The sequence below is a fragment of the Flavobacterium xanthum genome, assembly GCF_900142695.1.
GTDB lineage: Bacteria > Bacteroidota > Bacteroidia > Flavobacteriales > Flavobacteriaceae > Flavobacterium > Flavobacterium xanthum.
This window is the reverse complement of the sequence record NZ_FRBU01000016.1, coordinates 17922-36069: the sequence shown is the minus strand read 5'-3', so window position 1 is coordinate 36069 and position 18148 is coordinate 17922. Positions and strand designations below refer to the sequence as shown.

The window sequence follows — 18148 nt, the reverse complement described above, 5'->3', positions numbered from 1 at the left end:
AAATCAATGGATTACGTCATATTTGGGTTGATGGACATCAAGTATTTCTTTGGCGTGGTAGCAAATTTCTTTTTGAATGCGGCTATAAAATGGCTTCCGGTACTGTAGCCAATTTTGAGTCCTACTTCGTTTACGTTGTAGGAACCACTATCGAGTAACTTTCGAGCAAAATCCATTTTATAGTCAAATAGAAATCCATAGACTGTATCGCCATAAATTTGTTTGAAACCCATTTTTAGTTTCTTTAAATTCAAACCAATTTGATCAGCTAGTTCCTGCAATCCAGGAGGTTCTGCCATGTTAGCAATAATGATTTCTTTGGCTTTCTTAATTTTGATGACATTATCTTCATCAATTAAAAACGGACATTGTTCTGCGTTGGGATCTTCGGTTCTATTGAAGTATAGGCTTAATAACTCGTATCCTTTTCCCTTGTAATACAGGTTTTTTATGGAAGGATGCAAGCTATAATGAAACAATTGAGACAATACAATAGCCATTGATGGACTTATATTTCCCTCATTATAGTATTTTTTATCTTTATTATCGGCGCTTAAAAACGTGATGTAATCTGCTTCGGTCGAAAATAAAGCATGGAATTTTTTGATGGAAATAATCACAGAAATCACCCATGAATTTGGTGCCAATTCTAGATTTAAGGGTAATTCTTTTTGTGGATTGTATAACAGCAGTGATTTCTCCTCTTTCAGTTCTAAAGCGTAATTGCCTTGATTAAAGATGAATTTGGCGCTACCTTTTAAGCCAAAGTGAAACTGAATTAATCCGCTGCCTACTTCGCGTTGGGCAATAAAGGCATTAATTCCATCATTTTGAAAGCGAATGAGCGTAAAGTCATCCTCAATTTTTATAATTTCCTGAGAACCCATAGCGATATTTTTTTAATATAAAAATGATCTTTATCAAACCTTTTTATTTAGAACAACTCTAAATAGATTGATTCAAACAACTTGATTTCACTACAAAAATAGAATTTTTTACCATAAAATACGCAATTAGAACTAAAAAATCACGTAGCGATACAAAAAGAACTTCTAGCGTTACTTTTATAAATACTATAGTGATAATTTTGTTCCACTTTCTGGAAAAGTGCAAATATGGAAAACAAGAACACATTAAAGCATCACTATTTTTACGCAGTAGGATTGAGTTATAAAAAAGCAGATGCTGAGATTAGAGGTAAGTTTAGTTTAGATGCCGCTGCAAAAACGCGTTTACTGGAACAAGCTAAGAATGAAGGAATAGAGAGTTTAATAGTTACTTCAACCTGCAACCGTACTGAAATTTATGGTTATGCAGAACATCCATTTCAATTAATCAAATTAATTTGTGAGAATAGTCAAGGCTCCGTTGAAGCATTTCAAAAGGTTGGTTTTGTCTATAAAAATCAAGAAGCGATCAATCACTTGTTTCGTGTAGGAACTGGTTTAGATAGTCAGATTCTAGGTGATTTTGAAATTATTTCACAAATAAGAAATTCTTTTTCTCAGTCCAAATCTTTGGGTTTAGCCAATGCTTTCATGGAACGATTGGTGAATGCTGTGATTCAAGCCAGTAAAAAAATAAAAACCGATACGGAGATTAGCTCTGGTGCTACTTCGGTTTCTTTTGCAGCAGTGCAATACATTTTCAAAAATGTAGAAGACATCGGAAACAAAAATATTTTATTGTTTGGTACAGGAAAAATTGGTAGAAATACCTGTGAAAATTTAGTAAAACACACTAAAAACGAACACATCACGCTAATTAACCGAACCAAAGAAAAAGCAGAGAAATTAGCCGGAAAATTGAATTTAATTGTAAAAGATTATTCGGAATTGCATTTGGAACTTCAAAAAGCAGATGTTGTGGTAGTTGCTACTGGCGCTCAAAATCCAACGATAGACAAAGCCATTCTGAATCTGAAAAAACCACTATTGATTTTGGATTTATCTATTCCGAAAAATGTAAATGAAAATGTGGAAGAAATTGAAGGTGTCACACTTGTTCACATGGATTACTTGTCTCAATTAACGGACGAAACTTTAGAAAACAGGAAAAAACACATTCCTGCTGCCGAAGCCATCATAGAAGAAATAAAAGAAGAATTTATGACCTGGACCAAAGGGCGTAAATTTGCTCCAACAATCCATGCATTAAAAGCGAAGTTAAATGCGATAAAAATCTCTGAATTGGATTTCCAAAGTAGGAAAATTTCAAACTTCAATGAAGAACAAGCTGAAATAATCAGTAATAGAATTATCCAAAAAATAACCACTCATTTTGCCAATCATTTAAAAGACGATGATACCATGGTGGATGAAAGTATCGAATGGATCGAGAAAGTTTTCAAAATAGGACTTGCAGCAAAATAAATTTATATAAAACATAATGAATCTTAATTTCGTAATGGTTTTTAATTTTTTATAACCATTAAGAAATCAAAATATAAAAATGGCTGAAAAAACAATACGAATTGGTACCAGAGACAGTGAACTCGCACTTTGGCAAGCACATACAGTAGAAAAAAAACTAAACGATTTAGGGTATAAAACTCAAATTATATCGGTTAAATCTACAGGAGATATCATTCTTGACAAACCACTTTACGAATTAGGAATCACAGGAATTTTTACTAAAACACTCGATGTGGCTATGATAAATGGCGATGTTGATATTGCAGTGCATTCCATGAAAGATGTTCCTACGGCTTTGCCTAAAGGGATTGTTCAAGCAGCAGTTTTAGAGAGAGCCAATACCTTAGATATTTTAGTGCATAAAGGCAATCTTGATTTTCTTAATGAATCAGGAACTATTGCTACAGGAAGTTTGCGTCGTCAAGCACAATGGTTAAATAAATACCCAACACACAAAGTAGTTGACTTACGCGGAAATGTAAATTTGCGTATGAAAAAGTTAAACGAAGGAGACTGGAACGGAGCTATTTTTGCTGCGGCTGGTTTAGAAAGAATCAACTTAAAACCGGAGAATTACATTGATTTAGACTGGATGATTCCCGCTCCAGCACAAGGCGCTATGCTAGTTGTTGCCATGCAAAACGATGCGTTTACCTTAGATGCTGTATCGCAGCTAAATAATATTGAAACCGAAATCGTAACGTACATAGAACGTCAGTTTTTGAAAACTCTAGAAGGCGGTTGTACGGCACCTATTGGAGCTTTGGCACGTTATGATGAAAAGGAAGACACCCTCCATTTTCAAGGAGTTCTATTTTCGCTTGACGGAAAAGAAAAAATAGAAGTGGATAAAGTGGTTCCTATAGAAGAATGGAAAAAATTAGGTTTCTATTCTGCTCAGGAAGTTTTGAATAATGGTGGAACGAAATTAATGATGGAAATTAAAAATAATTTAAAGAAATAATGGATCAAATAAGCATTTTATCAACCAAAACCTTGTCTGATGAACAAAGACAAGTATTTCTTGACGCAGATTTCGATCTTTTAGAACAAGATTTTATCGAAATTAAAAACAATCTTTTTGAATTAAATACGATCAATGCTAATTTGATTTTCAGTAGTCAAAATGCTGTTTTAAGTTTAATAGAGCAAAATGGATGGGAAGTTCTTAAAAACAAAAGTGTGTTTTGTGTGGGCATTAAAACTAAAGAATTGCTCGAGCTTAACGGTTTTAAAGTGGATGTTTATATGGACTACGCTTCAGAACTAGCAGAAATTATCACCTTAATTTACAATAAGGAAAGTTACACTTTTTTAAGCGGAAACTTACGCAAAGAAACGTTACCACAAGCCTTGAAAAATGAAGGGATTACTTTTAATGAAATCGAAGTCTATCAAACTACATTAGCGCCTTTTAAAATATCCGATCAAGAAAAATTTGATGGAATTCTTTTTTTTAGTCCATCTGCTGTTGAGAGTTATTTGACAAACAACAAAATCAAAAACGAAGTTTGTTTTTGTGTGGGTACTACCACTGCAAAAACATTAGAATCAAATAAAATTAAGAACATCATAATTGCCGAGACACCTACAATTGAAGAGGTTATTGTGGAAGTTATAGACTATTATAGAAGTCCCAAAGCCCCTGAAGGGGGAACTGAGGAAAGGGTAACCGTATAAATAAAAATTAAAAACTTAGATCAAGTTTAAAAAAACTATATGATGAACGATAAAGATTTGCAAATTCCCCTTTCGGGGGGTAAGGGACTTAAGAATGATTTATTTTTAAGAGCATTAAAAGGAGAAACCGTGCAACGTCCACCCGTTTGGATGATGCGTCAGGCAGGACGATATTTACCTGAATTCATCGCATTGCGCGATAAATATGATTTTTTTACGCGTTGTCAAACACCGGAATTAGCTGCTGAAATCACTGTGCAACCGATAAGAAGAATTGCTCCCGATGCAGCGATTTTATTTTCAGATATCTTGGTAATTCCGCAAGCGATGGGAATTGAGGTTGAGATGAAACCTAATTTTGGTCCCTATTTACCCAATCCTATTCGTACGATTCAAGACGTTGAAAGAGTAATCGTTCCAGATGTGAATGAAACTTTAGGATACGTTTTTGACGCGATCAAATTGACCAAAGAAATGTTGAATGATGAGGTGCCATTAATTGGTTTCGCAGGTTCACCATGGACAATTATGTGCTATGCAGTGGAAGGAAAAGGGTCTAAAAGTTTTGATATGGCTAAAGGATTTTGTTTTCAACATCCAGAAGCAGCACACGTTTTATTACAAAAAATCACAGATACTACTATTGCGTACCTAAAAGAAAAAGTAAAAGCAGGCGTAAATGCAGTTCAAATTTTTGACTCTTGGGGCGGAATGTTATCTCCAGTGGATTATCAGGAATTCTCTTGGAAATACATCAACCAGATTATAGAAGCTTTGGCCGATGAGACACCGGTAATTGTTTTCGGAAAAGGATGTTGGTTCGCCTTAGGCGAAATGGGAAAAAGTAGAGCCGCTGCACTTGGAGTAGATTGGACCTGTTCTCCAAGAAATGCACGATACTTGTCAGGTGGAAACATCACGTTGCAAGGGAATTTTGATCCGTCAAGATTGTTGTCTCCAATTCCGGTGATCAAGAAAATGGTACACGAAATGATTGACGAATTCGGAAAAGACAAATACATCGTGAATTTAGGTCACGGAATTTTACCTAATATTCCTGTGGATCACGCGAAAGCATTTATCGATGCGGTGAAGGAGTATAATCAGTAAATTGTTCAATCCTACAAGGTTTTTTTAACTTTGTGGTAGGTTGGCCTTTTTACTTAAAATTGATACCTACAATTTGTTGAAAACCTTGCAGGAGATTTAAATAGAGGGTAAACTATAATAATAGGATAGCTTTAGCGGAAGCCAATAATGAATACAAACTCCTTATAATTTTGTAGTGGAAAAAGATTGGTATACAGAAAATTTTATGATTGATCCACTGATACCAGCCGATGCCAATCAGTTGTATCAATTTATGGTTGATAATACGGATCGTTTAAAGTATTATTTGCCAGTTACACTAGCAAATAATGCAACACTAGAAAAAACTATAGCATATATTGCCACAAAGAATAAAGAGATTGAAGAAAAGATAAATTTCACTTTTGCAATTAGAAATAGAATAACAAATGAAATTGCGGGGTTAATCATTATAAAAAAAATAGATTGGGCAAATAAGCAAGGGGAATTTGCCAACTGTATTGGTTTACATGAGGAAGGAAAAGGATTGACATCTTATGCAGTAAAGGAAAGGATTACATTTGCTTTTAGTGAATTAGAATTAAAAACACTTCAAATCATTGCTCATAAATCGAATTTAGGAAGTGTAAAGGTGGCTAAAAATAATGGTTTTATTTGGCAAAAAACAATGGTAAACGAATTTACACCAACGAATCAAGCGCCATTAGATATGGAACTTTATGAATTAACAAGATGAAAGAACAATTTTACGCATATATACAAAACCTACAAGACCAAATCGTCGCAGGATTAGAAGCTGTCGAAGGCAAAGCCAAATTCCGTGAAGACCTTTGGGATCGTCCAGAAGGTGGCGGTGGAAGAACACGTGTTATTGAGAATGGCAAAGTTTTCGAAAAAGGCGGTGTGAATATTTCGGCAGTTCATGGTAAATTACCGGAAGCCATGCAAAAAATGTTCAATGTAGGCGAAGCTGATTTTTTTGCTTGCGGATTAAGTTTGGTTTTGCACCCAAAAAATCCAATGGTGCCAACCGTTCATGCCAATTGGCGTTATTTCGAAATGTACGATGATAATGGAAACGTGATCCAACAATGGTTTGGTGGCGGACAAGATTTAACACCGTATTATTTGTTTGAAGAAGATGCGGTTCATTTTCATCAAACGTGTAAAACTGCTTGCGAAAAACATAATCCGGAGTTTTATCCAAAATATAAAAAACAATGTGATGCCTATTTTTGGAACGCTCACAGAAATGAAGCACGCGGAATAGGAGGATTATTTTTCGATTATCGCAAAGCGACTGACGATATGACCATGGAAAATTGGTTTGATTTCGTATCCGAAGTGGGTAATAGTTTCCTTGAAGCTTACGTTCCCATTGTTGAGAAAAGAAAACAGTTACCGTATACACCAGAACAAAGAACTTGGCAGGAAATCCGTCGTGGTCGTTATGTGGAGTTTAATTTAGTTCATGACAAAGGCACTTTATTTGGTTTAAAAACCAATGGAAGAATCGAGAGTATCCTAATGAGTTTACCGCCAAAAGTGCAGTGGGTTTATGATCATCACCCAGAAGCCGGAAGCGAAGAAGAAAAATTAGTAAACGTATTAGAAAATCCGAAAAATTGGATTGCAGATTGATGATTAACGATTTTTGATTTCAGATTTTCTGTTGTCACCAATTCGTTTTAAATCATAAATCAGCAATCGCTAATCTAAAATCATAAATCATATGTTCCCATTACAAAGAGGTAGAAGATTACGTGTTAACGAATCCATTCGTTCCATAGTTCGTGAAACGACTTTAAGTCCAAGTGATTTCATGTTTCCTATGTTTATTGCTGAAGGCGAAAACTATCAAGTAGAAATCCCTTCCATGCCTGGAATTTTTCGTCGTTCAATTGATTTAACGGTTAAAGAAGTCAAAGAAATTTATGCTTTAGGCATTCGTGCGGTGAATATCTATGTTAAAGTTGATGAAAGTTTAAAAGACAACACTGGTAAAGAAGCATGGAATCCGCAAGGATTAATGCAAACCTCCATTCGTGCTATCAAAGCCGCTTGTCCAGAAATGATCGTTATGCCAGATGTAGCTCTAGATCCGTATTCTATATATGGTCATGACGGCATTATAACGCACGGAGATGTAGAGAATGATTCCACCAATGAAGCTTTAGTGAAAATGGCGGTTTCGCATGCACAAGCAGGAGCCGACTTTGTGGCGCCAAGTGATATGATGGACGGTCGTGTGTTGCGTTTGCGCCAAGGATTAGACGCTGCTGGTTTTCATCACGTAGGCATCATGAGTTACTCCGCTAAATATGCTTCGGCGTTTTACGGACCGTTTCGAGACGCTTTAGATAGCGCGCCAGTAGATTCTACAGATATTCCCAAAGACAAGAAAACGTACCAAATGGATTATGCCAATCGTATCGAAGCCATAAAAGAAGCCTTAATGGATGTCGAGGAAGGTGCTGATATGGTCATGGTGAAACCAGGAATTGCTTATCTAGACATTGTACGCGAAGTTAAAAATGCGGTAAATGTGCCTGTGACCGTTTTCCATGTTTCGGGTGAATATGCGATGATCAAAGCCGCTGCCGAAAGAGGTTGGTTGGATCACGATCAGATTATGATGGAACAATTAATGTGTATCAAGCGCGCCGGGGCTAGTTTAATTTCAACTTATTTTGCCAAGGAAGCCGCAGTACTTTTAAATAAATAAACATGAAAAAGCCAATATTATTATTGATTTTATTGGTTTCAAACTTCATTTTTGCTCAAGTTGAGGTAGTTTCCACTTTTGTTGAAAAATGGGATAATTCTAAGGGTTATCTTGTAGCGGTAGCTCAAGCCATGCCTGAAGATAAATACGATTACAAGCCCACACCACGCGAAATGTCGTTTAGAGAGCAATTGTTTCATATTCAGGATAATGTAAATTGGTTAAGTATCACGCATTTTTCTGGAATAAAATACATTAGTAAAGAGGTGGATAATGGGCTTTCAAAAGCGCAAATAATTCTAAATATTATAGCTTCATTTGATGCTGCAAAAGCTCGGATCCAAAACATAAAAGAGGCTGAACTTTCTCAAAAAGTAGACTTTTTTGCTGGTCCAAAGTCAAAATTGCAAATACTCAATCTCATGCAAGATCATGTCACGCACCATCGTGCGCAAATTTTAATTTATTTGAATCTCAATCAAATTCAACCTCCAGAGTATGTAGGTTGGTAATTATTTTGTAACTTACAGCATAACATCAATAGAAAATATCATGAAAAAGACTTTGTTTTTATTTGCGTTTTTAGCGTTCGCTTCTTGTAAAAAAGAAGAAGTCAAAGAAGAACCCTTGTACCCAACCACATCTGAAGAAATAGTGCAAACTCCGGTTCAAACTCCTGTCCAATTAGGAGAAGAAATTTTTAAAGGTAAAGGAAAATGCGTATCCTGTCATAAAGGTGCTGAAAAGTTAATAGGCCCAAGTTTGCAGGATATTGCCAAGATTTACAAAGATAAAAATGCAAATATGGTCGCGTTTTTAAAAGGAGAAGGTGAACCCATTGTCGATCCAAGTCAATACGAAGTCATGCGAGCAAATTTCGTGATTACAAAAGCCATGTCTGATGAAGAACTACAAGCTTTAGAAGCCTACGTCTATTCTCATTTAAAATAGATTACTTTTTTAGGAGCTATTTCCCATTCCCAAAATTTAGGGAATGACACAAAAGAATCATGCCTTTATCGGGGCTAAATAGAAAAACCGTTCGTCATTGCGAATGGTTTTTTTATGCTCAAATTCAGCTGATGCAGATTAATTTTTTACCTTTAAAAAATGGAAACAGCCTACATCAAAACACCTCTAGGAATAGCCGCAATTACTGGTGATGAAACTGGAGTAGCCATAATCTCAGTTTCAGATGAAGGAATTGCTTCCACTGAAATCCCTCTTTTTCTACAAATTGCGGTGCAGCAACTCCAAGAATATTTCGATTCTAAAAGAACCGATTTTACTTTTTTACTTAACCCCAAAGGAACTGAATTCCAACAAAAAGTTTGGAAGTCATTAGTAAACATTCCGTTTGGAAAAACAAAAACTTATCTGGAGCAATCCAAAGGGTTAGGCGATGTGAAAGCCATACGGGCTGTGGCTTCAGCCAATGGTAAAAACCCGCTTTGGATTGTTGTTCCTTGCCATCGAGTCATTGGATCAGATGGTTCGCTTACTGGTTACGCTGGTGGTATATGGCGTAAGAAATGGTTATTGGAACATGAAAACCCAACTACTCAACAAAGTTTGTTTTAATAAAATAAATACGAATTGCACGAATTATCACTAAATAAAGTTTTAGCTATTTTAATTTGTGAAAATTTGTGTAATTTGTGGTCAAATATGCCAAGATGATCGAAAAAATAAACCTTAATAATATTCTGTTTCTTGATATAGAAACCGTTCCAGAAGCCGAAGATTTTAATGCATTAGATTCTGAAATGAAAGACCTTTGGGAGCATAAAACCCAATACCAGCGGAAGGATGAATACACACCTGAAGATTTTTACGATCGTGCGGGAATTTGGGCTGAGTTTGGAAAAATTGTTTGTATTTCGGTGGGTTATTTTACGATTAAAGGCGATATTCGAAATTTTCGAGTGACTTCTTTTTTTGGAGAAGAAAAGAAATTGCTGCTTGACTTTAATAATCTACTAAATAATCATTTCAACCAGCCGCAACATGTCTTGTGTGGTCACAATGCTAAGGAATTCGATATTCCTTTCCTCGCACGACGTATGATTATCAACCAAATTGCCATTCCAAACAAACTGAATTTATTTGGAAAAAAACCATGGGAAATCCCACATCTCGATACATTGGAATTATGGAAATTTGGCGATTATAAACATTATACTTCCTTAAAATTAATGTGTAAAGTGCTCGGTATTCCCTCTTCAAAAGGCGATATCGATGGCAGTCAAGTGGGCCATGTTTTTTATGTAGATAAAGATATTGATCGAATCGTAAATTATTGTGAAAAAGATACGATCGCTGTGGCACAAATTTTCCTTCGGCTGCGCAGAGAAGATTTGCTGATTGAGGAAGAGATTATTCATGTGTAAGAACATTTTCAATCACAGCAACTTTTTAAGTTATAAAAGTGTAGCATACTTTGCGAATCCCTTTGCGGACTTTGCGGTTATTTTTTTACATTTACAAAAATTATAAGTTATGGTATTGAGTAGATTTTGGTTGGTCATTTTTATTTCAGCAATTGTATTTGTAATGTTTAGTTTGTTTTCTGGAGAGAGTTATACTATTGACCACGTTTTGAACGGAAAGAAAGATGATCCTATACTAATTTCCGAAAAATTCGCAGAAGAACTTCCTGCCTTTATTAAAGACAGCATCAGAACAGCTCCAGAACAAACCATGATTATCAATCGCGATACGCTAAATGCGGACACGACTTATGTTTATAAAAACAAAACGGTAAAAATTTATAGTGGCGTTCAAAAATCAGATGGCTTGTTGCCAACCTGTAAAAGTACTTTGTTGGATTTAATCATTCCGCTTATTGCTTATTTGGCGTTTTTCTGTGGTTTGATGGAACTTTTGATCATTTCTGGGGCTTCTGGAAAGCTAGCTAAAGGATTGAGTCCTGTTTTTGTTAAAGTGTTTCCGAGTATTCCTAAAGACCATCCATCCATCTCTTATATGACGTTAAACTTCGCTGCTAATTTCTTAGGATTGGATTCAGCTGCGACTCCTTTTGGTCTAAAAGCTATGGAAAGTTTACAAGAGATAAACCCAGATAAAGACAAAGCCAGTGATGCCCAAATTATGTTTATGTGTTTGCATGCCTCGGGTCTTACTTTGATTGCTACTTCTATTATTGGGTATCGCGCTGCCGCAAATGCCAGCAATCCAGCGGATGTCATGTTGCCTTGCATCATCACTTCTTTTATTGGTACGATTGCCGCTTTTCTAATTGTTGGGATCAAACAGAAAATTAATTTCAAAAGTGCTTCTTTGGTACTCGTATTGATTACATTAATAGCAGGAATAATTGGATTGTTGATGTACGTGAATCATCTTGATTTGATTGGGAAAAACTATTTTACGTCTAATCTTTCGGCTTTAATTTTGATAGGAATTATTGCTTTTACTTTGATTTTTTCATTCTTAAACGAAAAGAAATTTACTGCTGCTAGTACAACGGTGTTTGATTCTTTTGTGGTAGGAGCCAACAATGGGGTAAAAACCGGCGTGACTATTTTTCCTTATGTCTTGGGAATGTTGGTGGCTATTTCGTTATTTAGAAACAGTGGATTATTTGAAATTATTAGCAATTGGATTGCTTTCATTTTTTCTAATATGGGAGTAAATAAACAAATTACGGATGCTTTGCCAGTAGCTTTACTACGTCCTTTTAGTTCTGCGGGATCTAGAGGGTTTTTGATTGATTCAATGAATACTTTTGGAGCCGACTCTTTAACGGCAAGATTGAGTAGTATTTTTCAATGCAGTGCCGAAAGCACTTTTTATGTAATTGCAGTTTACTTTGGTTCGGTTAATATCAAAAACACCCGTTATGCATTAGGAACAATGCTTCTAGTTGATTTGATTTGTGTCATTACAGCAATTTTTGTTGCCACGTGGTTTTTTTAGTAGCAGCATAAGAATCAATTGTGTAGTCTAAGTACGCCTTTGTTTCGCATAATTTATAACTGGAGTGATTGCTCACGAAACAAAATCTGTAGGCAATTTTATTGAATCAGTTTGCGCTAACGCAGGATCGAATAATAATGTCCTTTCAACTTATCTTCAAAGAGCAAGTCCACAATTGTAATTTAAAAAAAAAGAGTCGGAATTTCAATAGTAGAAATTCCGACTCTCTTGTATTTTATAGTACGCTTTTAATCGATAACCATCTCTGGAATTTCTCCTTCAATGATTAAATCTGCTGCTGTAGAAGCGATGATGTGTTCCACCGAAACGCCTGGGGCGCGTTCTAATAGCTTAAAACCTTTTGACGTCACTTCCATGACGGCAAGTTCTGTAACGACTTTTTTAACGCATCCGACGCCAGTTAATGGCAAACTACACTTTTTTAGAATTTTGGATTCTCCTGCTTTATTCACGTGCATCATCGCAACGATAATATTTTCGGCAGAAGCGACTAAATCCATTGCACCACCCATTCCTTTGACCATTTTACCTGGGATTTTCCAGTTGGCAATATCTCCGTTTTCGGCTACTTCCATAGCGCCAAGAATGGTTAAATCTACTTTTTGGGAGCGTATCATTCCAAAACTCATTGCTGAGTCAAAAAAAGAAGCTCCTGGAAGTGTTGTTATGGTTTGTTTTCCTGCGTTGATTAGATCAGCGTCTTCATCGCCCTCAAAGGGAAATGGACCCATACCAAGAACGCCGTTCTCACTTTGAAATTCAACGTCAATTCCTTCAGGAACATAATTAGCAACCAGTGTCGGAATTCCAATTCCTAGATTCACATAGTAGTTGTGTTTTAATTCTTTTGCAATGCGTTTTGCAATTTGATTTTTATCTAAAGCCATTTCTTAATGTATCAATTTATGAATGTAACAATATATCAATTTTGAGAATTATTACTTATTATTTTTACTAGTGCTTAGGATTTTGTAAACTATTAATCCTAATTCATTAATTTGAATTTTCAGGCTTTCATCAAAAGGGTATGAGGATGCTTTTTCACAAAGCAAAAGCCAGTATTTTGTTTCCTCTAGTTCCTTGGCTGCAATTTTAATTTTATGGATAAAATCTGCTCTGCTTTCGGCATTTTGTGCTTCATGAATATTAGCGCCTATACTTGTTCCTGATTTTAATAGTTGATTGGCAATAATAAATTTGCGTTTACTTTCTAATATTTCACAAAAAGCTATAATACCTAATGCAAAATCAATGGATTTAGAAACAACAACATTCTCTTTATCCATTTTTTATTAATTGTTATATTGAAAAATTGCTAAATTGTTTAATTTTTTGCGCGAACCGTTCGTTGTTCAATTCTTTTCTCGTATTTCTCACCTTGAAATATTCTATTTACAAGTATTCCTGGAATATGAATTTCATTAGGATCTAAACTTCCTGCAGGCAATAATTCTTCGACTTCGGCAATAGTGATTTTTGCAGCTCCCGCCATACTTGGGTTGAAATTTCTGGCTGTTCCTTTGAAAATTAGATTTCCAGCTTCGTCCCCTTTCCATGCTTTTACAATGGCAAAGTCAGCTTTGAAAGCGTGTTCCATAACATGCATTTTTCCATTGAATTCGCGAACTTCTTTCCCTTCAGCTACTTCAGTTCCGTAACCGGCGGGTGTAAAAAAAGCAGGGATTCCAGCTTGTGCAGCACGGCAACGTTCTGCTAAGGTTCCTTGAGGAATAAGATCTACTTCTAATTCTCCAGAGAGCATTTGGCGTTCAAATTCGGCATTTTCGCCCACGTAGGAAGAGATCATCTTCTTAATTTGTCGTTTTTGCAAAAGCAATCCAAGACCAAAATCATCAACACCTGCATTGTTTGAAATACACGTTAAATCCTTAGTTTCTTTTTTTACCAATTCAGCGATGGAATTTTCTGGAATACCACATAATCCAAAGCCACCAAGCATAATAGTCATCCCGTTTTCAATTCCTTGAAGGGCGTCTTGAACGTTGTTTACTTTTTTGTTAATCATAAAAATGAGTTGCTATGGTCCAATTTTATTTTAAAAGGATCAAATTATTTGTTGAAATTTCTCCTTGTTTTGACTACGAGAAATGGGAGTTTATAATTCAAATTCATCAGTGTTCTGCTCTACAGCAGTTGTATCTATTACTTTTTTAGGAACGTAGCAGTCTACTTTTATAGAGAGATTTGCTGGTCTTTCAAAGTTTCCTTTAGAAACTTTAAGAGCGGGATCAGCATAACATAATTTCATAAAATAACCCCAAACCGGTAGTGCTGCTGTAGCTCCCTGACCGTAAGTAATGCTTTTAAAACGAGCGGAACGATCCTCGCATCCTACCCAAACTCCCGTGACAAGATTAGGAACCATTCCCATAAACCAACCATCGGATTGATTTTGTGTAGTACCTGTTTTTCCTGCAATAGGGTTCTTAAATTGGTATGGATAACCAGTCCAGCGGTTGTCTCCGCTTCCGCCACCAGTAGTTCGCAAACGATCTCCCGATCCACCCTCGGTTACACCTTCAAGCAATTTGACAACTGCATAAGCAATATCTTTATTTAAAACATCATGCGACTCAGGGATTGGTTCGTAGATGATTACACCACTTTTATCTTCAATTTTAGATATGAATTGCGGTTTCATGTAAACCCCTTGATTAGCGAAGGTGCTGTAAGCAGCAACCATGTCTTCAACCGTTATTTCTACTGCTCCTAAAGCGATGGATGGTTGCAAAGGAATTTCAGATTTTACCCCCAATTTATGCGCTAGATCAACCACCGCCTCTGGGCCTACCTTATCCATCAATTTGGCAGATATAGTGTTAATAGAGTTGGCTAAACCTCTCTTCAAGGTGACCATTCCGCGGTACCTGTTATCTGAATTTTTTGGTTCCCAATCTTCGGTGACGTGATGACGTCCTTTGCGAATCATAAACGGGCCATCAATAATCGAGTCACAAGGGGACATATTGAGTTGCTCGATGGCCGTTGCGTATACAAATGGTTTGAATGTAGAGCCTACTTGTCTTGCTCCTTGTCCTACGTGATCGTATTGGAAATATTTATAATTAATTCCGCCTACCCATGCTTTTACATTTCCCGTTTGTGGTTCCATGGCCATTAATCCAGACTGTAAAAAGTGCTTGTAATAGCGTATAGAATCTAAGGGTGTCATTATGGTATCTTTCTCTCCTTTCCAGGAAAAAACAGTCATTTTTGTTTTTTCGCTAAACGATTTTACAATATCTTCCTCGCTTTTATCCATTGATTTCATAACCGCCCAGCGATTAGATGATTTCATCGCTTGATTTAAAATTCGTTGTGTTTCTACCGCAGAAATATTCACAAAAGGAGCATTTTTGTTGCCTTTAGATTGCTTGAAAAACTCCTCCTGAAGGTTCGCCATGTGTGCTGTAACGGCTTCTTCGGCATGTAACTGCATCCTAGAATCTATAGTGGTGTAGATTTTCAAACCATCTTTGTAGATATCATAATCTGAGCCATCTGATTTTTTATTCTCCTCTGCCCATTTTTTCATGTAATCACGAAGGTATTCTCTAAAATAGGTTGCCGTTCCGTCTTTATGTGTTTCTAATTTGAAGTTTAATTTGATAGGTAAACTTTGTAGTCGTTCTTTTTCCTCATTCGAAATTATTTTTCCTTTTTCCATTTGTAAAAGCACGACATTTCTGCGGTTTTTCACTCCTTCTGGATTTCGTATCGGATTGTATAAACCTGAGTTTTTAAACATTCCTACCAATATAGCCGACTCACTTATTGTAAGGTCTTTTGGTTCTTTTGAAAAATAAGTTTTTGCTGCGGAACTTACTCCAACCGAATTATTTCCAAAATCATAGACATTACAATACATGGCAATAATTTCATTTTTAGTATATTGTCTTTCTAATCGGATAGCAATGATCCATTCTTTAATCTTTTGCACGATTCTAAAAGGTAAAAACTTTGACCCTTCTCCGTGGAATAATTGTTTGGCTAATTGCTGTGTCAATGTACTCGCACCACCGCTAGTTCCTAAACTCGAAATGGCTCTTAAAGTACCTCTTCCATCAATGCCAGAATGTTCGTAAAAACGAGCATCCTCCGTAGCAATTAATGCTTGTACTAAGTTTTTTGGCAAGTCTGAATACTTTAGCTGCGACCTGTTTTTTTCGAAATATTTACCAATCACGACTCCGTCAGCGGAAATAACTTCAGTTGCTAAATTGGAATCGGGATTTTCTAAATCTTCAAAGGAAGGCATGGAGCCAAAGATTCCCCAAGAAGCAAATAAGAAAAACAAACCGACGCTTCCTAAGCCTATAAAGAATATTTTCCAAAATTTCTTTTGATAGTGTGTAATGTCTTTTCCATTACCTCTTGCTGGGTTATTATTTTTTTTGATAGCCATAATACTATTTTATTCTTTTTTTTCTATTCTAAAACCAACCTCGGTAATTCCATCTAGCGCTTTTACGCCAGGAACTTTCCCGTTTTCTCTAACCGCTTGCTTGATGTGAACCTTGTAATTGGAGCGGAACCTAACATTTTCTTTGTAAAAAAGTTTACTTTCTTTAATATCTGAAAATCCTTCTCCTAATAATGTTCCTTGCGGATCGGCCATTTGGTACTCTAGTGTGTCCACTTTAGTATAACCATTTGGTAATTCCAAAGCCACAATTAAAAACAAATTATTGTATTGATAATCATTGTTTGCTCTTAAATTGACAAATAAATCATATCGCTTTGTCGAGTCCAGTTCAGGCAAATTGAAGGTTACAATACTGTCTTTGTGCCAAGTAGTTCCAACAGACTTATATTGATCAAAAACTCTTTTTTTATCACAGGAAGAAAAGAGGATTACGAGCAAAAGAAGTAAAGCGCTATTTTTTATCCACATTTTTAGTAATAATTATTGGTTTTCTTGGCTCCGTGGGCTTTTTGTCATTGGGAGTCTGACGGTTATTGTTTGCCGGTTTGTTGTTATTAGCTACAATAGTATTTTCGCCAGCGGGTTTGCGTTTTTTATTTGGTTTCTTTTTTGCTTTAGGTTGGTCAAAACGTGTTAGGCTTTCTTGTCCCATGGCATTATTGAAGTTTTTCTCTGGCTCTACAAGAATTTCTATTGCAAAATCTTCTAATGAAGAAACTTTGTTTTTTAGCTTATTTTCTGCAACAATTTCTTTGACTTGGTCAATTTTCAAGACGTGCCAATTGGCAAAATTATTGGTGTAAGCAAACCACATTAATCCTTTGAATATGTCTTGCTTTTGGCAAATGGCATCTCCTTTTTCCGTGACCAATTTGGTTTCAAAATCTGGAAAATCTTTCAACGCATCCATGTAAGTGTCTAGCTCATAGTTTAAACAACATTTTAATTTCCCACACTGTCCAGCCAGTTTTTGCGGGTTCAAAGAGAGTTGTTGGTAACGTGCTGCCGAAGTATTTACACTTCTAAAATCCGTTAACCAAGTAGAACAGCATAATTCTCTACCGCAAGAGCCTATTCCGCCTAAACGAGCTGCTTCCTGACGGAAACCTACTTGTTTCATCTCAATTCTGGTGCTGAATTCCTTTGCAAAATCTTTAATTAAAGCACGAAAATCAATTCGGTCATTTGCTGTATAATAAAAAGTAGCTTTTGATCCATCCCCTTGAAATTCGATATCCGAAATTTTCATTTCTAGTTTTTGCGCAATGGCTAATTCCCGCGCTCTAACTTTCATTGGCTCTTCTTTATCGCGAGCAGTAGACCAAATGTCAATGTCTTTTTGAGATGCTTTTCTATAGATTTTTGGAACTTCATTACTCAAATGATTTACTCCTTTTTTCTTCATTTGAATTTTTACTAATTCACCTGTGAGAGTAACAATTCCTATGTCGTGACCAGGTGAGGCAACTGTAGCTACAATGTCTCCCATGCTTAAAGTCAGCTTCTCGGTATTGCGATAAAACTCTTTTCTGCCGTTTTTAAAGCGAACTTCAACACAGTCAAAAGGAGCTTCGCCATTAGGTAAACTCATATTAGAAAGCCAATCAAAAACCGTTAATTTATTGCAGCTATCGGTGCCGCAAGTCCCATTATTTTTACAACCCTTTGGTGCGCCACCATCAGAAGTTGAACAACTTGTACATGCCATAATCTTATATGTAGTGTTGCGACGAGCACAACTTAAGTTCTTAAAACGTTTAATTTGTAAAGATAGTATTTTTTAATTTTACGGAACAACGCCTATCTGAGCCAATAAATCATAAAGTTTTTATA

19 protein-coding genes are annotated in these 18148 nt (G+C 36.0%); 12 read left to right on the top strand and 7 right to left on the bottom strand.

Annotated features, from left to right (window positions below):
• Positions 1 to 11 precede the first annotated feature (11 nt).
• Positions 12 to 887: a helix-turn-helix transcriptional regulator gene (locus BUC11_RS08475; RefSeq protein WP_073353278.1), complete on the bottom strand. Its 876-nt coding sequence runs from the start codon at positions 885 to 887 to the stop codon at positions 12 to 14.
• A 228-nt stretch (positions 888 to 1115) separates the two neighbouring features.
• On the opposite strand from BUC11_RS08475, the gene hemA reads away from it, so the two are divergent.
• From hemA to BUC11_RS08415, 12 genes are all read left to right on the top strand, one after another.
• A complete protein-coding gene (gene hemA / locus BUC11_RS08470; RefSeq protein WP_073353277.1) occupies positions 1116 to 2372 on the top strand; it encodes a glutamyl-tRNA reductase in 1257 nt (418 codons plus the stop codon).
• Positions 2373 to 2451: 79 nt separating this feature from the next.
• Positions 2452 to 3378 (top strand): hydroxymethylbilane synthase, encoded by a 927-nt coding sequence (gene hemC, locus BUC11_RS08465; protein ID WP_073353275.1) that lies wholly within the window; start codon positions 2452 to 2454, stop codon positions 3376 to 3378.
• Positions 3378 to 4094 carry a uroporphyrinogen-III synthase gene (locus tag BUC11_RS08460; RefSeq protein WP_073353274.1) on the top strand — a complete coding sequence of 239 codons (717 nt, stop codon included), beginning with the start codon at positions 3378 to 3380 and terminating at the stop codon, positions 4092 to 4094. The genes hemC and BUC11_RS08460 overlap by 1 nt, the downstream gene beginning before the upstream one ends.
• A 42-nt stretch (positions 4095 to 4136) precedes the next feature.
• Entirely contained in the window at positions 4137 to 5204 is a 1068-nt protein-coding gene (gene hemE, locus BUC11_RS08455) for a uroporphyrinogen decarboxylase (protein ID WP_073353272.1), read from the top strand.
• A gap of 205 nt (positions 5205 to 5409) precedes the next feature.
• Positions 5410 to 5919, top strand: a complete 510-nt coding sequence (locus BUC11_RS08450) for a GNAT family N-acetyltransferase (RefSeq protein ID WP_073353345.1) — start codon at positions 5410 to 5412, stop codon at positions 5917 to 5919.
• Positions 5916 to 6824 carry an oxygen-dependent coproporphyrinogen oxidase gene (gene hemF, locus BUC11_RS08445; RefSeq protein ID WP_073353271.1) on the top strand — a complete coding sequence of 303 codons (909 nt, stop codon included), beginning with the start codon at positions 5916 to 5918 and terminating at the stop codon, positions 6822 to 6824. The genes BUC11_RS08450 and hemF overlap by 4 nt, the downstream gene beginning before the upstream one ends.
• 91 nt (positions 6825 to 6915) lie before the next feature.
• On the top strand, positions 6916 to 7908 hold the full coding sequence (gene hemB, locus BUC11_RS08440) for a porphobilinogen synthase (RefSeq protein ID WP_073353269.1): 993 nt from the start codon (positions 6916 to 6918) through the stop codon (positions 7906 to 7908).
• Positions 7909 to 7910: 2 nt separating this feature from the next.
• Positions 7911 to 8420 carry a DinB family protein gene (locus BUC11_RS08435; protein ID WP_073353268.1) on the top strand — a complete coding sequence of 170 codons (510 nt, stop codon included), beginning with the start codon at positions 7911 to 7913 and terminating at the stop codon, positions 8418 to 8420.
• 40 nt (positions 8421 to 8460) lie between these two features.
• Positions 8461 to 8859 (top strand): c-type cytochrome, encoded by a 399-nt coding sequence (locus tag BUC11_RS08430; RefSeq protein WP_073353266.1) that lies wholly within the window; start codon positions 8461 to 8463, stop codon positions 8857 to 8859.
• 159 nt (positions 8860 to 9018) lie between these two features.
• Complete coding sequence (locus BUC11_RS08425; RefSeq protein ID WP_073353265.1) at positions 9019 to 9489, top strand: methylated-DNA--[protein]-cysteine S-methyltransferase; 471 nt, start codon at positions 9019 to 9021, stop codon at positions 9487 to 9489.
• A 95-nt stretch (positions 9490 to 9584) separates the two neighbouring features.
• A complete protein-coding gene (locus tag BUC11_RS08420) occupies positions 9585 to 10298 on the top strand; it encodes a 3'-5' exonuclease (protein ID WP_073353263.1) in 714 nt (237 codons plus the stop codon).
• Positions 10299 to 10407: 109 nt separating this feature from the next.
• The gene (locus BUC11_RS08415) at positions 10408 to 11847 is read left to right on the top strand and encodes a nucleoside recognition domain-containing protein (RefSeq protein ID WP_073353262.1); all 1440 of its coding nucleotides are present in this window, start codon (positions 10408 to 10410) and stop codon (positions 11845 to 11847) included.
• 248 nt (positions 11848 to 12095) lie between these two features.
• Here the strand turns inward: BUC11_RS08415 and BUC11_RS08410 are convergent, their stop codons facing one another.
• From BUC11_RS08410 to BUC11_RS08385, 6 genes are all read right to left on the bottom strand, one after another.
• Positions 12096 to 12755: a CoA transferase subunit B gene (locus BUC11_RS08410; RefSeq protein ID WP_073353260.1), complete on the bottom strand. Its 660-nt coding sequence runs from the start codon at positions 12753 to 12755 to the stop codon at positions 12096 to 12098.
• 51 nt (positions 12756 to 12806) lie between these two features.
• Positions 12807 to 13154 carry a four helix bundle protein gene (locus BUC11_RS08405; RefSeq protein ID WP_073353259.1) on the bottom strand — a complete coding sequence of 116 codons (348 nt, stop codon included), beginning with the start codon at positions 13152 to 13154 and terminating at the stop codon, positions 12807 to 12809.
• A gap of 38 nt (positions 13155 to 13192) precedes the next feature.
• On the bottom strand, positions 13193 to 13894 hold the full coding sequence (locus tag BUC11_RS08400) for a CoA transferase subunit A (RefSeq protein WP_073353257.1): 702 nt from the start codon (positions 13892 to 13894) through the stop codon (positions 13193 to 13195).
• 90 nt (positions 13895 to 13984) lie between these two features.
• Positions 13985 to 16294, bottom strand: coding sequence for a penicillin-binding protein 1A (locus BUC11_RS08395; RefSeq protein ID WP_073353255.1), 2310 nt, complete (start codon positions 16292 to 16294; stop codon positions 13985 to 13987).
• A gap of 9 nt (positions 16295 to 16303) precedes the next feature.
• Positions 16304 to 16783 (bottom strand): gliding motility lipoprotein GldH, encoded by a 480-nt coding sequence (locus tag BUC11_RS08390; RefSeq protein WP_073353254.1) that lies wholly within the window; start codon positions 16781 to 16783, stop codon positions 16304 to 16306.
• Entirely contained in the window at positions 16767 to 18023 is a 1257-nt protein-coding gene (locus BUC11_RS08385; RefSeq protein WP_073353252.1) for a PSP1 domain-containing protein, read from the bottom strand. Before BUC11_RS08385 ends, BUC11_RS08390 begins: the two co-directional genes overlap by 17 nt.
• Positions 18024 to 18148: the final 125 nt, after the last annotated feature.

Excerpts from the sequence above, each read along its gene's own strand:
- hemA (WP_073353277.1), top strand. The coding sequence starts at position 1,116 with ATGGAAAACAAGAACACATTAAAGCATCACTATTTTTACGCAGTAGGA.
- BUC11_RS08390 (WP_073353254.1), bottom strand. The coding sequence starts at position 16,783 with ATGTGGATAAAAAATAGCGCTTTACTTCTTTTGCTCGTAATCCTCTTT.
- BUC11_RS08395 (WP_073353255.1), bottom strand. The coding sequence starts at position 16,294 with ATGGCTATCAAAAAAAATAATAACCCAGCAAGAGGTAATGGAAAAGAC.
- BUC11_RS08410 (WP_073353260.1), bottom strand. The coding sequence starts at position 12,755 with ATGGCTTTAGATAAAAATCAAATTGCAAAACGCATTGCAAAAGAATTA.
- BUC11_RS08400 (WP_073353257.1), bottom strand. The coding sequence starts at position 13,894 with ATGATTAACAAAAAAGTAAACAACGTTCAAGACGCCCTTCAAGGAATT.
- BUC11_RS08435 (WP_073353268.1), top strand. The coding sequence starts at position 7,911 with ATGAAAAAGCCAATATTATTATTGATTTTATTGGTTTCAAACTTCATT.
- BUC11_RS08460 (WP_073353274.1), top strand. The coding sequence starts at position 3,378 with ATGGATCAAATAAGCATTTTATCAACCAAAACCTTGTCTGATGAACAA.
- hemF (WP_073353271.1), top strand. The coding sequence starts at position 5,916 with ATGAAAGAACAATTTTACGCATATATACAAAACCTACAAGACCAAATC.
- hemC (WP_073353275.1), top strand. The coding sequence starts at position 2,452 with ATGGCTGAAAAAACAATACGAATTGGTACCAGAGACAGTGAACTCGCA.
- BUC11_RS08425 (WP_073353265.1), top strand. The coding sequence starts at position 9,019 with ATGGAAACAGCCTACATCAAAACACCTCTAGGAATAGCCGCAATTACT.
- hemE (WP_073353272.1), top strand. The coding sequence starts at position 4,137 with ATGAACGATAAAGATTTGCAAATTCCCCTTTCGGGGGGTAAGGGACTT.
- BUC11_RS08405 (WP_073353259.1), bottom strand. The coding sequence starts at position 13,154 with ATGGATAAAGAGAATGTTGTTGTTTCTAAATCCATTGATTTTGCATTA.
- BUC11_RS08475 (WP_073353278.1), bottom strand. The coding sequence starts at position 887 with ATGGGTTCTCAGGAAATTATAAAAATTGAGGATGACTTTACGCTCATT.
- hemB (WP_073353269.1), top strand. The coding sequence starts at position 6,916 with ATGTTCCCATTACAAAGAGGTAGAAGATTACGTGTTAACGAATCCATT.
- BUC11_RS08385 (WP_073353252.1), bottom strand. The coding sequence starts at position 18,023 with ATGGCATGTACAAGTTGTTCAACTTCTGATGGTGGCGCACCAAAGGGT.
- BUC11_RS08415 (WP_073353262.1), top strand. The coding sequence starts at position 10,408 with ATGGTATTGAGTAGATTTTGGTTGGTCATTTTTATTTCAGCAATTGTA.
- BUC11_RS08450 (WP_073353345.1), top strand. The coding sequence starts at position 5,410 with ATGATTGATCCACTGATACCAGCCGATGCCAATCAGTTGTATCAATTT.
- BUC11_RS08420 (WP_073353263.1), top strand. The coding sequence starts at position 9,585 with ATGATCGAAAAAATAAACCTTAATAATATTCTGTTTCTTGATATAGAA.
- BUC11_RS08430 (WP_073353266.1), top strand. The coding sequence starts at position 8,461 with ATGAAAAAGACTTTGTTTTTATTTGCGTTTTTAGCGTTCGCTTCTTGT.